Annotated in this window: 12 protein-coding genes; 6 read left to right on the top strand and 6 right to left on the bottom strand. The window is 63.4% G+C overall.

From position 1 onward, the window contains the following. Positions 1–1,362: 1,362 nt before the first annotated feature. Positions 1,363–1,629, bottom strand: coding sequence for a 30S ribosomal protein S20 (rpsT, locus tag P6U24_RS36375; RefSeq protein ID WP_407160715.1), 267 nt, complete (start codon positions 1,627–1,629; stop codon positions 1,363–1,365). Positions 1,630–2,126: 497 nt separating this feature from the next. Between rpsT and P6U24_RS36370 the strand changes: the two genes are divergently transcribed. Then, positions 2,127–2,444 (top strand): hypothetical protein, encoded by a 318-nt coding sequence (locus tag P6U24_RS36370; protein WP_407157184.1) that lies wholly within the window; start codon positions 2,127–2,129, stop codon positions 2,442–2,444. Positions 2,445–2,539: 95 nt separating this feature from the next. Continuing rightward, entirely contained in the window at positions 2,540–3,316 is a 777-nt protein-coding gene (locus tag P6U24_RS36365) for a polysaccharide biosynthesis/export family protein (protein WP_407157183.1), read from the top strand. Between the two features lie 31 nt (positions 3,317–3,347). Here P6U24_RS36365 and P6U24_RS36360 read toward each other — a convergent pair whose 3' ends face one another. Both P6U24_RS36360 and P6U24_RS36355 read right to left on the bottom strand, forming a co-directional pair. Next, positions 3,348–4,019, bottom strand: coding sequence for a dienelactone hydrolase family protein (locus tag P6U24_RS36360; protein ID WP_407157182.1), 672 nt, complete (start codon positions 4,017–4,019; stop codon positions 3,348–3,350). Positions 4,020–4,079: 60 nt separating this feature from the next. Further along, entirely contained in the window at positions 4,080–4,430 is a 351-nt protein-coding gene (locus P6U24_RS36355) for a hypothetical protein (protein ID WP_407157181.1), read from the bottom strand. 290 nt (positions 4,431–4,720) lie between these two features. Between P6U24_RS36355 and P6U24_RS36350 the strand changes: the two genes are divergently transcribed. From P6U24_RS36350 to P6U24_RS36340, 3 genes are all read left to right on the top strand, one after another. Beyond that, positions 4,721–5,212 carry a (2Fe-2S)-binding protein gene (locus P6U24_RS36350; RefSeq protein ID WP_407157180.1) on the top strand — a complete coding sequence of 164 codons (492 nt, stop codon included), beginning with the start codon at positions 4,721–4,723 and terminating at the stop codon, positions 5,210–5,212. After that, positions 5,209–7,506 (top strand): molybdopterin cofactor-binding domain-containing protein, encoded by a 2,298-nt coding sequence (locus P6U24_RS36345; RefSeq protein ID WP_407157179.1) that lies wholly within the window; start codon positions 5,209–5,211, stop codon positions 7,504–7,506. Before P6U24_RS36350 ends, P6U24_RS36345 begins: the two co-directional genes overlap by 4 nt. A 219-nt stretch (positions 7,507–7,725) precedes the next feature. Continuing rightward, a complete protein-coding gene (locus P6U24_RS36340; protein WP_407157178.1) occupies positions 7,726–8,823 on the top strand; it encodes an HD-GYP domain-containing protein in 1,098 nt (365 codons plus the stop codon). A 27-nt stretch (positions 8,824–8,850) separates the two neighbouring features. Here the strand turns inward: P6U24_RS36340 and P6U24_RS36335 are convergent, their stop codons facing one another. From P6U24_RS36335 to P6U24_RS36325, 3 genes are all read right to left on the bottom strand, one after another. Next, a complete protein-coding gene (locus P6U24_RS36335; protein WP_407157177.1) occupies positions 8,851–10,533 on the bottom strand; it encodes an amidohydrolase in 1,683 nt (560 codons plus the stop codon). Positions 10,534–10,679: 146 nt separating this feature from the next. Then, positions 10,680–12,254 carry an AMP-binding protein gene (locus tag P6U24_RS36330; RefSeq protein ID WP_407157176.1) on the bottom strand — a complete coding sequence of 525 codons (1,575 nt, stop codon included), beginning with the start codon at positions 12,252–12,254 and terminating at the stop codon, positions 10,680–10,682. A 134-nt stretch (positions 12,255–12,388) separates the two neighbouring features. Next, positions 12,389–12,799, bottom strand: a complete 411-nt coding sequence (locus P6U24_RS36325; RefSeq protein WP_407157175.1) for a VOC family protein — start codon at positions 12,797–12,799, stop codon at positions 12,389–12,391. Between the two features lie 107 nt (positions 12,800–12,906). Here P6U24_RS36325 and P6U24_RS36320 point away from each other — a divergent pair, with 107 nt between their 5' ends. After that, on the top strand, positions 12,907–13,881 hold the full coding sequence (locus tag P6U24_RS36320; RefSeq protein ID WP_407157174.1) for a Bug family tripartite tricarboxylate transporter substrate binding protein: 975 nt from the start codon (positions 12,907–12,909) through the stop codon (positions 13,879–13,881). Positions 13,882–13,915: the final 34 nt, after the last annotated feature.

The following is a 13,915-nucleotide window of genomic DNA, read 5'->3' as shown; positions in this document are numbered from 1 at the left end:
TGCGGTAGTAACTTTTCGAATTGAGTGAATGGGTGCCGTGTGAAGCGCCGTGCAGGTCTCCTGCCACGACGTGACCTCGCGTCGGGATTCAAGACTTCAGAGACGGCTCCGCCGCTCGGCGCGAACGCCGATGGACAGATCAAGGGTGTCTGAAGTGTTGTTTCCCTGAGGTCAGCGCGTACTCGACGGTCTTGCCGGAGACAGCGCTGGGGGACCCACAGGAAGTCCCATGGTCGAACGACCGAAAGCCGAATGGCTGGACAGAACAGCTAAGAGGGCGTGGTCCGGAACCGGTTGTTGATGTGAAACCGCAAAATGTCCGTAATGCATGCAACCTCCCCGCCTCGCCGCGATCGCTCACGGCAAGTTGTCATCTCGCACATGTCCCAAAAGCAGCCGCGTCCGAAGCCCCAAGGTTCAGCCGCTACGCTACCACGTCCCGTCCATTGTCCCGCTCGCCGAGCGCTGCTTCCAACGCCTCTGCCGGATCGATCCCATCTCGTATTTCTCTTGTTTAAAACCACGAGACATGGATGCCCCGCCCGAGAAATTTCGACATAGTTCGACCGTCACCCATATCGCTATGGGTCACGAACCGACATTCGCTTGGAAAGCCCCGCCAACGCGCACACCGCCGCCGATTTGCACGTCCGCCCCGTTTCCAAAACCGCGCTGGTCTTAAAGATCGTGGGCGCCGCGAGCGACTAAAGAAATACACGATGCGCCGGTTCTCGCAATCCATTTGATCGGCGCACTGCAGCGAGTCTTTCCGCCTCTCGCGACCACACGCTGCGCGTTAAGAAAGCATGTTCTTGAATCAGCGCGAGGAATCTTGCGTGTGACAGCGCCGGGCGTGCGCCCAAAAATTTTTCATAAAATATTTACGTTTGCCCGCCGCACGACCGCTTTTCCAAACAGTTGGACGCGCTATGCGCCTAAGTCATTTTCGAGCCGATGTTTTTTGCGATTATTTTTTTGGGGTAACTCCCCTCTCGCAGCGCATGCGATGTGAATCTCGCGGTCCGCTCTATTGACAACACTATGCAAGCGGGAATGCGCGACAAGCGTGCTTGCGTTGCAGGTGAGATAAATTTGTCATCGGGTAAACTACGGAAGAACGCGCGCGAAAAAGCGCGATCTGCGGAACGTGTGCAGCCGCCATGACGTTGCACGATCGCTTGCGCCGTTGTGCGCGTACGTCGTGTGTGCGTGCTTCGAAAAGAATGTTCTGAGGGGAATGCGCTGAAAAGAAAAAGCGCTGAAAAGAAAAAGCCCGGCGAAGCCGGGCTTTCGTCAGTCGCGAGATCGTCGCGATCACTTCACTTGATCAATTTCAACTTGATCAATTTCAGCGTCATCAATTCACTTGGCGAGCTTCGCGATCTGATGCGCAAGGCGCGACACTTTGCGGCTCGCATTGTTCTTATGGATGATGTTGCGCTGAGCGGCGCGCATGAGCTGCGGCTCGGCATTCGCCATCGCCTTCAGCGCGGCATCGCGATCGCCTTTCTTGATCGCTTCCTCGACGGTGCGCACCGCGCCGCGCATCTGCGTGCGGCGGGATTTGTTGACGATGGTGCGGCGGGCAATCTTGCGCGTCGCCTTCTTGGCGGAAGTCGTATTGGCCATGCTCTCAATTATCCTTCGGCGGCGATCCCTCGCCGCAATTTGCGGGTACGCGCCATTGGCCGCCGCAAGCGGCCCGATCGACGCGATGGGTTGTCCGGACGCCTCTCTGAGAATGCTTTTGACCGCAGCAAATGCCCGATCGGCGCCGCTCAAAGAACAGCGGCGGCGGGATTGCGCCCGCCGCCATTTGCGGCCCTTATAGAGGCCGGGCCATCGAGCGTCAACGGGCTCCCCGCATCGAAAGCGTCCGAAAATCGCCCGCGCGTCGCCCGTAACCTCCTGACGCAGTTGAATTTCCCGAAGCGTCCCGCTATGCCCGTCGGCGCGGGCCACAATAGCGTGGTTCGTGTTCCCCGGACGCATCTCGGGTATTCCCTGGGGTTGGGTATGCCCTGGGGTAGTTCCGTGGGCGCCAATATTCACCGTCTGCCGCTTCGGCGGCAGCGGGAAGATTGGTCCCGATGCGAGCGGCATCAGCGAAGGGGTCGGGGTGAGGCATGATCCGCGGTTTTTTCCGACTTGTGGGACTGTTGCTGCTGGCCGGCGGATTCATCTTCATGGTCTATGACGGTGCCCGCTGGGTCGCCGACCAGACCCTGCAATTCACCCGCTTCGGCCAGTTCTGGAACGACGTCCACCAGTCCAGCCAGGCTGCGTTACGCGCCTGGGTCGAGAGCAAAGCGCCTTGGCTGTGGGAGTGGATCGTTAAGCTGGTGCTGGATCAGCCGGTCTTCGCGGTGCTTGGTCTGCTCGGCATCGTCCTGATGCTGGCGTTCCGGCCGCGCCGGCCCCTGATCGGCTATTCGCGCGACTGATGGCGCCGGCTGGCACCCTCGTCATCGGTTGCGCCAACGCTTTGTTAACCCTAACGGAGCATGACTAGGGCCTACCGTCTCAAGGGCTGGCTCTCGTGCGCGCGTTTTTCCTTCCGGTCATTGCTGTCGTCGCCGCGACGTTTCTGTCGGGCTGCATGCAGACGCTCTCCCCCGTAGCCGCCGGCGGGCAGAGCGAGCTCGACGCCATGGCCTACGGTCCGCCGCCCATGTCCCGCGCGCCCATGTCCTCTTCGCAAATGTCTCCGCCCATGTCCCGCTCGGTTGCCGCCACCGAGCCAAGCGGCGGCGCCATCGAGGCCCTGCGCAATGCCTTTGCCGCCGCGCCGCACGCTGGTGACGCAGCGCCGGCTTCTGTGCCCGTGCCTGTCGCCTATGCGCCAGTGCGGCGCGACACGGCCTATCATCTCGATGCCGGCGACAAGCTGCGCGTCGTGGTCTATGGCCAGGACGGTCTCACCAACACCTATGCGATCGACGCGTCGGGATCGATCACGATGCCGCTGATCGGCAGCGTGCACGCGCGCGGCCGCACCACGGCCGGCCTTGCGGCCGATATCACGGCGAAGCTGCGCAACGGCTATATCCGCGAGCCGTCAGTGGCGGTCGAGATCGAGGCCTACCGGCCCTTCTTCATCCTTGGCGAAGTGCAGGCGCCCGGCCAATATCCCTACGTGCCGAACATGACGGTCGAAAGCGCCATCGCGATCGCCGGCGGCTTCTCAGCCAGGGCCAAGCGCGACATCGTCACGCTGACGCATACCGACGCTTCGGGGGTTGCGCGCTACGAGGTGCCGCTCGGCACCTCGCTGAGGCCCGGCGACACCATCCAGGTCGGCGAGCGCTGGTTCTGATCTCACGCATGCCCCGGAGTGACGAGGGCTGTTATTTCAGGTTCTTCCCAAAGAATCCCATCGCGCGCGGCCAGGCGAGATCGGCGCTGGCTTTATCGAAGCTCGCCCGCTCGTCGCAGCCAAAGCCATGTTGTGCGCCGGGATAGACGAAGATCTCGACCTCGGGGCGCTTGGTCCTGATGGTCTCGACATCGCTCAAGGGAATGCTGGAATCCTTCTCGCCGAAATGCAGCTGCGTCGGCACCTGCGGCTTGTCATCGGCAAAGCGCACGATGGCGCCGCCGTAATAGCCAACCGCGGCCTTGAGGCCCGACAGCTTCGTTGCGGCTGCATAGGCGACGCTGCCGCCAAGGCAGAAGCCGATGATGCCGACCGGCCCTTCATTCTTCACCGCGTCGATCGCGGCTTGCGTGTCGCGCAGCATCGCCGGCCAATCGGGATTGGCGACGAACTTGCGCGCGACCGCGATCTCCTCCGGCGAGTAACCGGAGGTGAAGTTGGGCTCGATGCGATCAAAGATTGCCGGCGCCACCGCGACGTAGCCTTCAGCAGCGATGCGGTCGCAGAGATTGCGGATGTGGTGATTGACGCCGAAGATCTCCTGGATCACGACGATCGCGCCTTTGGGCTTGCCAGCGGGATCGGCGCGGTAAGCGCCGAGCTTGAAGCCGTCCGAAGCGGTGAGCTTGATATCCTGTCCCACGGTGCATCCTATCCTTGCTGAGGGTTCTCTTGCCGATGAGCGCGTGCTGTGCCGCGATGGTTACCGCCACATCCAGTTCTCGCCGTAGTCTTCCTTCCAGCCGCTCAGTCGTCCCTTGCGGAATTTCAGGAAAAGGCGGTGGTGGTGCGGGATCAATCCGCTGCCGCCGAGATCGCGGAAGGCGAGATAGATCTCGTCGCCGGGCCGACCGCTGACGCGCTGCAACGGCTGTCCAAGCGCGCGCGAGGTCTCGCCGACATCCATGCCGAAGGCAAGCGGGCGGTTATTGGATAACGTCGCTGTGAAGGGCAGGCGATGAACGCCATCCGGCGCGATCTGCTGCGCCTGCGCGTGAGCGGTTATCCCGAGCCCGAGCACCAGTGCTGCGCAGCTGGATCTGAGCCATGACATGATGCTTGTCCTCGCAAGGTTCGGGCGCGCCGCCATGCTAGGCTGATCCGTTTGGCGCCGAAAACGGGTGGCCATCGCTGCGTTCGCAGGTATCCCGTACAATGGACTTTCCGCGCCGCACAAGGCTTGCAGGCCAATTTCCGCTTACCCGCAATTCAAATCTCGTTGCGCGGTTGCGGGAACGCGATCATTCTTTTGACCCAAGCGGATGCCGGCCCGGTGGGCATTCGTGACCCACAAAGTGAGTTGCCGCCGTAAGCGGCACCAGCACCGGCAGGGGAAGAAACACAATGGCTACTCTCAACATCAACGGACATAACATGTCCGTCGATGCGGCGAATGATACGCCGCTGCTATGGGCCATCCGCGAGCAATTGCAGATGACCGGCACCAAGTTCGGATGCGGCGCAGGGCTGTGCGGCGCCTGCACCGTTCACGTCAACGGCGAGGCGGTGCGGTCGTGCCAGACCATGGTCGGCGACGTCGCCGGCAAGAAGATCACCACCATCGAAGGCCTGTCGCAGAAGGGCGATCATCCGCTGCAGAAGGCCTGGATCGCCGAGCAGGTGCCGCAATGCGGCTACTGTCAATCCGGCCAGATCATGCAGGCGGCCTCGCTGCTTGCCAAGAACAACAACCCGACCAAGGAGGAGATCGTCGCGCATATGGACGGCAATCTCTGCCGCTGCATGACCTATTCGCGAATCCAGAAGGCGATCATGCGAGCAGCCTCCGAGATGCGCACCGCCTCCAACACTTCGAACGAGCGGAGGGCGACATGAACAGCCATGTGAAACCGGAAACCGGCGAGCAGATCGCACCGACCGATCTCAGCCGTCGCTCCTTCCTGGTCGGCAGCGCGGCCTGCGGCCTCGTGCTCGGCTATGCCGGCGTGCCCGATGCCGCGCTCGCCGCCGCACCGGCGAATTTCGAGCCCAGCGTCTGGTATGCGATCGCCCCCGACGGCCTCGTCACCGTGACCTGCGGCAAGGCCGATATGGGCCAGCACATCGCCTCCACCATGGCGCAGATCGTCTGCGAGGAGCTCGGAGCGGCGTGGAGGGACATGCGCGTGCAGCTCGCCTCCAACGATCCGAAGTTCAACGATCCCGTGCTCGGCGCGCAGATCACCGGCGGCAGCTGGAGCACGATGATGAACTTCGATGCGATGAGCCGCGCCGGTGCCGCGGGCCGCATTGCGCTGGTCGAAGCGGCCGCTGCAGCCATGGGCCTGCCGCCCTATTTCAAGGACGAGCTCGTGGTGCGCGATTCCGTCGTCTCGCATCCGAAAACGAAGAAGGCGATGACGTTCGCCGAGATTGTCAAAAGCGGCAAGGCCACAAAGACCTTCACGCCCGACGAGCTCAAGGCGATCAAGCTGAAGACGCCCGATCAGTACACGATGATCGGCGTCTCGGTGCCGCAACTCGACATCCCCTCCAAGGTGAACGGCACGGCGAAATACGGCATCGACACCATGCTGCCCGGCATGGTCTACGGCAAGGTGATGACCCCACCGGTGCGTTTCGGTGCCACCGTGAAATCGGTCGACGATAGCGCGGCCAAGAAGGTGCCGGGCTTCATCAAGGCGGTGACGCTCGATGACAAGACCGGCTCGACCAGCGGCTGGGTGGTCGCGGTCGCCAATACCTACGCCAATGCGCGCAAGGCGGCCGATGCGTTGAAGATCACTTATGACAACGGTCCCTACGCCAATGTCTCCAGCGAGACGCTGCTGGAGGAAGCGAAGCGGCTGCAGGCGCAGGACGATTCCGGGCAGTTCTTCGTCAAGGACGGCGATCCGGCGGCTGCGCTGGCAAGTGCTGCCAAGGTGGTGGAGGCGGAATACACCACGAGCATCAATATTCATGCGCCGCTGGAGCCGATGAACGCCACCGCCGAGTTCAAGGGCGAGATCCTGCACATCTATTCGGGCAATCAGTTCGCGACCCGATCCGGTGCGATTGCGGCCGGAGCTGCCGGAATCGATCCGAAATATGTCGTGATGCATCAGGCTTGGCTCGGCGGCGGCTTCGGCCGCAGGCTCGATGCCGACATGATGGTGCCGGCAGTGCAGGCGGCCAAGGCGGTCGGCAAGCCGGTCAAGGTGATCTATTCCCGCGAGAACGACATGACCATGGACTACTCGCGGCCGCTCACCTACCAGAAGGTCAAGGCCGGGTTAGACGCCGACGGCAGGCTGATTGCGCTCAGCCATGATGTCGTCTCGGCGTGGCCGACCGCGCGCTGGGGCATCCCGGACTTCCTGTCGCCCTCGGTCGACAAGAAGGGGCCGCTGGATTCCTTCACCGTGAACGGTGCCGACTTCTTCTACAGCGTGCCCAACCATCACGTGCGCGCGATCAAGAACGAGCTCGCGCATAACGCGACGCCGTCGGGCCAGCTTCGCTCGGTGGCGCCTGGCTGGACGTTCTGGGCGGTCGAAAGCATGATCGACGAGCTCGCGCATGCGGCCGGCCAGGATCCTGCGCAGTTCCGCATCGCGCTGCTCGACGGCAAGGGCGGTAATGATGGCGGCGCGCAGCGGCTGCGCAACACACTGCTCGCGGCGATGGGACTTGCCGGCTACGGCACCAGGCAGCTTCCCAAGGGCGAAGGCATGGGCGTGGCCTGTGTGTCCTCGCAGGAGCGTAAGACGGCGAGCTGGACGGCCTGCGTCGCCCATGTTGCGGTGGGGCCCTCGGGGCAGGTGAAGGTGAAGAAGCTGACGGTGGCGACCGATGTCGGCACTCAGGTGCATCCCGATAACATCCGCGCCCAGGTCGAGGGGGCGGCGCTGTGGGGATTGTCGCTCGCGCTCTACGAGAAGGCGACCTTGAAGGATGGCGGCATCGAACAGACGAACTTCGACAGCTACACGCCGCTGCGGATGAGTCAGCTGCCGGAGGTTGCAGTCCACGTTATCGCCAATGGCGCGCCCGCAACCGGCGTCGGCGAGCCTGCGGTGACCGTGGTTGCGCCGGCGATCGGCAACGCCGTCTTCAACGCCTGCGGGGCGCGTCTGCGCGGACTGCCGATCACGGCGGAGGCGGTGAAGGCAGCGATGAAGGCCTAGCTAATAGTGTGATGGAAACCAGGTGACGGGAACCGCCGGAGGCGAGCCTCCGGCGGTTCTTTTGATTCAAATCGTCCGCAAATGCGGCCGATCATCGCACAGGTTCGGCGGCGTAATCGTGGCAAAGCAGACAGCTTGAGCATGCTTATTAAGATGTAGGGAACTGACTGCCGGTTAGATTATGCCGCAAGTCCGCACTGCCCCGTTCGCGAGAGAGCCATGACTGCGACAGCCCAGCAATCCGCATCCAAGCGCCATCTGCTGCTTGCTTCGGACCGGATCGACCAGAGCAGCGAGCTCGTCAAGATCCTGCGGTCTGTCGGCGATGTCGATGCGATGCCGACATCGGATATTCCGGAGAACCCGCAGGGCCGTTTCTCGGGTGTCGTCGTCGACATCAATCTGCGCTCCCCCGAGAGCGTGCAGCGGGTGCGCAAGAAGCTCGCCTCTCGCGCCTATAGCGACATGCCGCGCCTGTTCGTGCTGGCCGAGGCGTTGCATCACGCCACCATGCAGGCATGGGCGCTGGGAGCCACCGACACCATCGCGCGGCCGTTTTCCGCCGCGGATATGCTGCAGCGGATCCGCGCCTCGTTCCCCGCCAATGACGGCTACGACGAGACCGATCGCGGCAAGATGCTCAACCGCGGCGTTGCCGCCGGGCATGAGATGATGGTGAAGATCTTCGAGAAGATGCCGGCCGGCCAGCCGCTGACGATGGATGATATCGTCGCAGCCGAGAACAAGATCCTCAAGGCGATCAAGCACTCCTCGTTGCGCGAATGGCTGACCGCGGTCGGCTGCCATCACAACGACACCTATCGGCATTGCCTGTTCGTGACTGGCTTTGCCGTCGGCTTCGCGCTGCATCTCGGCATGCGCGATGACGATCAGCGCCGCCTGGTCCGTGCCGCGCTGCTGCACGACGTCGGCAAGGCGTTCGTGCCGGCCTCGCTGCTCGACAAGCAGGGCAAGCTGACCTCCGACGAGATCGCCGTTCTGCGTCAGCATCCGCGTCGCGGCTACGAGGCGCTCGCCGCGCAAGGCGGCTTCCCGCCGGAGATGCTGGACGTAATCCTGCATCATCATGAATTCCTCGACGGCTCCGGCTATCCCAACGGCCTGCGCAGCGAACAGATCAGCGACATCGTGCGGCTGACCACCATCGTCGACATCTACGCCGCGCTGACCGAGCGGCGCGCCTATCGACCCGCCTTTCCGCATGCCCGCGCCTTCGCGATCATGGAGAACATGGGCCCCAAGCTCGACCAGCAGCTGCTGCAGGCGTTCCGCCCCGTGGCCATGGGCGCGCATTGAGCGGGCAGACCCGGCTCAATGCTGCAGCTATTTCTCCGCGCTTTGCAGCTCCGCAAACGGCGCGGCCGCGTAGACCACCTCGCCGCCGACCATAGTGAGTAGTGATCTGATCTTGCCGACGTCCTTGACCTCTGCCGTCATGTAGTCGGCCGTGAGCACGGCAAGATCGGCATATTTGCCCGCCTCGAGCGTGCCGCGCTTGTCATCGTCATGGGCCATGAAGGCTGGATTGCGGGTGTACATATGCAGCGCCTGCGCCCGGCTCGGCGCCTCGGCCTCGTCCCTGGTCTGCACGCCGCCGATGGTGGTGCCGTCGAGATACCATTGCAGCGACACGAACGGATTGTAGGATGACACCCGATGCGCGTCGGTGCCGGCCGCAACTGTCAGGCCCAGCCTCAGCGCGGTCGCGATCCGCGGCATTGCGCGCGCAGGCTCCTTGCCGACCTCCTGCTGCAACCGCTCGCCGCCGAAATAGAGCCCGTCCTGCACGCCCCAGATTAGGCCAAGCGCCTGCATGCGTTTCAGACTGTCCTCCGAGGCATTGTAGAGGTGGAGCACGGTCCAGCGCAGCTCGCGCACCGGAATGTCCTTGTCGATCGCCTCGACGATATCGAGCAGGTTGTGCACGGTGCGGTCGGGATTCCAGTGAATCTGGATGGTGTAGCCCCTCGACGCGGCCCAGCGTAGCAGCTCGGCGAGCTTCGCCTTGCCGTCGGGTGTGATGTCGCCATCGGTCCAGTCGGCCCAGATCAGGATCTCGCCGGGGCCGTTGAAGTGCAGCATGTCGTCGCCAAAGCCCTGCGGCAGCAGCTGGGTCAGGTTCTGCAGGTCGGCGAGTTCGCTGCCCGGCTTCGGCGCGCAGAGATGATAGGCGACGCGCACCGTCAGGTGCTTGTCGTGCCATAGTTTGAACAGCGCCTGGTAATTGGCCGGGTACATGCTGACGCCGCCGCCGTCGACAATGCCGGTGATGCCGAGGCTGTTCATCTCGCGGAAGAACCGTCTTGAGCCGTCGACCTGCTGGGCCAGCGTCGGCTTCGGCAGGCGGTCGAAGATCTTGCCGAGCGCACTGCCGCCGGCGACGATCACGCCATCAGGCTTGCCATCCGTGCCGCGTTCGAGCTTGCCGCCCGGTGCGACGTCCGCGTCGTCGTTGATTCCAAGCGTCGACATCGCCTTTGGCGACAGCAGCAGCCAGTCGTAGAGATGCTGGATATAGACGGGATTGTCGGGCGCAGCGTCTGCGATCTCCGCCGGCGTCGGCCGGCGCTTTTCGGCGAACTGCTCCTCGGTCCAGCCGCCCGCCACCACGATCCAGGAGCCGGGCGGCTGCGTCTTAGCGGCGGTGCGGATTTTTTCGAGTGCCTCCTTCAGCGTCGGCACGCCGATCCAGTTCACCTCGGTGCCGAAGGTCAGCGCGGCACGGACGCCGTGAATGTGGCCATCGGTGAGGCCGGGGGTCACGGTGCGGCCGCCGAGATCGATGAGCCGCGCGTGACTGTCGGCGAGCTGCTTCATCGCTTCCGAGCTTCCGGTCGCCAGCACCCGGCCGTGCTGAATCGCGATCGCCTGCTGCACCGAGAAATCCTTGTCGACAGTTAGGATCTTGCCATTGAACAGGACCGTGTCGGCGGTCTCGGCCGCGGCGGGAGCGGCCGTGGTGATCAGCAGTCCGGCAAGGATGAGTGCACGATCAAGATGACGCATGTGGTGTCCTCACCTATTTGCCTGGCGTCGTTTATTTGTCTGGCGTCATTGCGAGGCGCGCAAGCGCCGAAGCAATCCAGAAATCAGCAACTCTGAGGCTGGATTGCTTCGCTTCTCTCGCAATGACGGATACTCATTAAATCGTACTACCCCAGCATCTTCCGCAGCTCGGCCTTTGCTACCTTCTCCAAGGTCGAGCGCGGCATCTCGTCAACGAGTCGCACCTCGCTTGGCACCTTGAAATCCGCCAATTGCTTGCGGCAGGCCGCGAGCACTCTTGCTTCCAATTCATCCGGCGCGACGCCGCTTTGCGGGATGACGAAGGCGACCGGCACCTCGTCCAGCATCGGATGTTTCTTGGCGACGACAGCGGTCTCGCGTACGCCTGCTACGGTGATGATGACCTGCTCGATCTCGGACGCGGCGACGTTCTCGCCGCCGACTTTCAGCATGTCCTTGGCGCGGTCGCCGAACTTGATGAAGCCGTTCTCCAGGCGCGTGACGCGATCGCCGGTCAGGAAGAAGCCGTCCGCGTCAAAGCTGTCGCGCGTCGCCTGCTCGTTGTAGAGATATTCCTGGAATAGCGAGAGGCCCGGTACGCCCTTGATGGCGATATTGCCGGTGCCACCGATCTCGGTCGGGCGCCCGTCATCATCGGTGATGCGGATGGTGTATTCAGGCGCGGCGCGTCCGATCGCCATCGGCGTGTTCGGCTGGTCGACCTCGCCGACGATGCCGTGGGTGATGGTCTCGGTCATGCCCCACCAGCCGATGATCTTGATGCCGAACGCGGCGAAGGCCGGCGGCTCGCACGCTGCCGTGCCCCAGAGCCTAAACTTGTGCTGCTTCGGGATCTCGTGCTCGAGCAAGGCCTTCATGCAGAACGGGATGGTCGAGGTCCAGGTCGCGCCGTGCTCGAGCGCGACGCTCCAGAACCGGCTTGCCGAGAAGCGCGGCTGGATGATGCAGGAAGCACCGACCCACAAGCTTGCGAGCATGGAGTAGGCGAGCGCGTTGGTGTGGAACAGCGGCAGATAGGTCTGGTGGACATCGTTCGCGTGCAGGTCCTGATGCGCTGCGTTGATCTTGGCGCCCCACAGCGCGTTGGCATGCGTCCACAGCACCGCCTTCGGCCGTGACGTTGTGCCCGAAGTATATTGCACGCTGCAGGGCGCCAGCGGATCGGCCAGGCGCCGCGGCCGATCGGCGCTGTCGGCAAACAGATGCTCGAAGCTGTCCCCATGCGACGCTGCGCTCGAAGCAGGCTGCCCCGGGTCATGCGAGATCACGGCGATCCAGCGCAGCTCCTTGCAATGCGCCGATATCAGCTCGGCATAGGCCGGCTGCGTGATGGCGGCGACCGCGCGGCAATGGCCGGCAAAATAGTCCATCTCGGCGGCAGCGCAGCGGGTATTGGTGGTGACCGCGATTGCGCCCAGCTCGACGCAGGCGAACCAGGCCAGCATCGCCTCGATGCAATTGTCCAGATGGATCAGCACCGCGTCACCGGGCTTGACGCCGCGCCTGACCAGGCCGGCGGCGAGCGCGCCGACCCGATCATGGATTTCACCGTAGCTCCAGTGGCGTGCCGGCGCGTCGAACGGCGCCCAGATCAGGAACGGATGCTCGCGCCGCGTCTCGCTTCGCATGCGCAGCAACCAGGGAACGTCCATGCCGTCGAACGGCATGACCGTGCCCGGCACAAAGGGCGATTCCGGCATGTGTCCTCCCGTGCGGCCTTCGATGAGGTCGCTTCGTCTTGCTTGGGAGCAGTTGTGCCACCGGATGCGCCGATCGGCAAATGGCTGTTATGTACTGGTCATCCGCTGCACCTCGGCGCGATGACAACGCTAGACTAGCTCTCGTAGGACGAGATCTCGATCAGGCTGCCGTCCGGGTCGCGGCAATAGACCGAGCGCAGCGTGCCGCGGGCGCCCTGCCTCGCGTCCGGTCCGGCCTCGATCGCCACCCCGTGCGCCTTCAGATGCGCGACCACCTCGTCCGGCGTGCTCGTGGTCAGGAAGCACAGATCGTCGCTGCCGGCGCATTCATGATCGGCGGTGAACCACTCGACCTTGTCCGCATCCCTCGGCCGCACGTTGATCTTCTGGTTGCCGAACACCAGCGAGGTGCGCTTGGCCTTGCCTCCTCCGGGATCGAATATCTTGACCTCCATGCCAAGGATCGTCTGGTACCACGCAGTGGTGCGGGCAACGTCGGCGACATTGATGACGAGATGGTCGAGCGCGTGAACCTTGACCGGCATGGGTGCTCCTTTGTGTCGCATGGCGGCCATGCTGGTCGCCTCCTGCTGCGTCTGTTACAACGCAGAACAAAGGCGGTTCAATAACAACCATATGTCTGAGGAAACACATGATTTCACGTCGTCGCGCGCTGGGCCTGGTCGCATTGGGGCTCCCCGCCATCGTCACGTCGCGCCGCGCGGCCGCGCTCGATTATCCGACCCGTCCGGTGCGCTTCGTGGTCGGCTATCCGCCGGGCGGCGCCACCGACATCCTGGCGCGCCTGGTCGGCCAGAAGCTCTCGGAGATGACGGGCCAGCAATTCGTGATCGAGAACAAGCCGGGCGCCGGCAACAACATCGGCACCGAGGCGGTGGTGAATGCCCCCGGTGACGGCTACACCGTGCTGCTGATCAATCCCGCGAACTACATCAACGCTTCGCTCTACGCCAATCTGAAGTTCGATTTCGTGCGCGACATCGCGCCCGTGGCGAGCTTCAACCGCGTGCCGAACGTGATGACGGTCAACAAGGATGTGCCGGCCAAGAACGTCGCCGAGTTCATCGCCTATCTGAAGGAGAATCCCGGCAAGGTGAACATGGCGTCCTCCGGCAATGGCACCTCCGTGCATCTGTCCGGCGAGATGTTCATGGCGATGACCGGCACCAAGATGCAGCACGTGCCGTACCGCGGCGCCGCACCGGCGATCACCGACATGCTCGGAGGGCAGGTGCAGCTGATCTTCGACAACATGCCCTCGATCATCCAGCACATCCGCTCCGGCGCCCTGCGTGCGCTCGGCGTCACCACCGCCGAACGGTCGTCGCTCCTGCCCGACGTGCAGGCGATCGCCGAGACGGTGCCGGGCTATGAGGCGAGCGCCTTGTTCGGAATGGGCGCGCCGAAATCGACGCCGAAGGAGATCATCGAGAAGCTGAACAAGGCCATCAACGTTGCGCTGGCCGACGCCAATATCAGAGATCGCCTGGTCGATCTGGGTGGCGCGCCGCTGATCCAGTCGCCGGAGGAATTTGGCAGGATGATCGCGGATGAGACCGCCAAATGGCAGAAGGTTGTCGCCTTCGCCGGACTGAAGGTCGAATAGTCGCTCTCGTCCGTCGCACTCGTGCGATTTTGAT

It is taken from the genome of Bradyrhizobium sp. STM 3557, assembly GCF_045571465.1.
GTDB lineage: Bacteria > Pseudomonadota > Alphaproteobacteria > Rhizobiales > Xanthobacteraceae > Bradyrhizobium.
The sequence above is the reverse complement of the archived record's forward strand: the minus strand, read 5'-3'. Positions and strand labels throughout refer to the sequence as shown.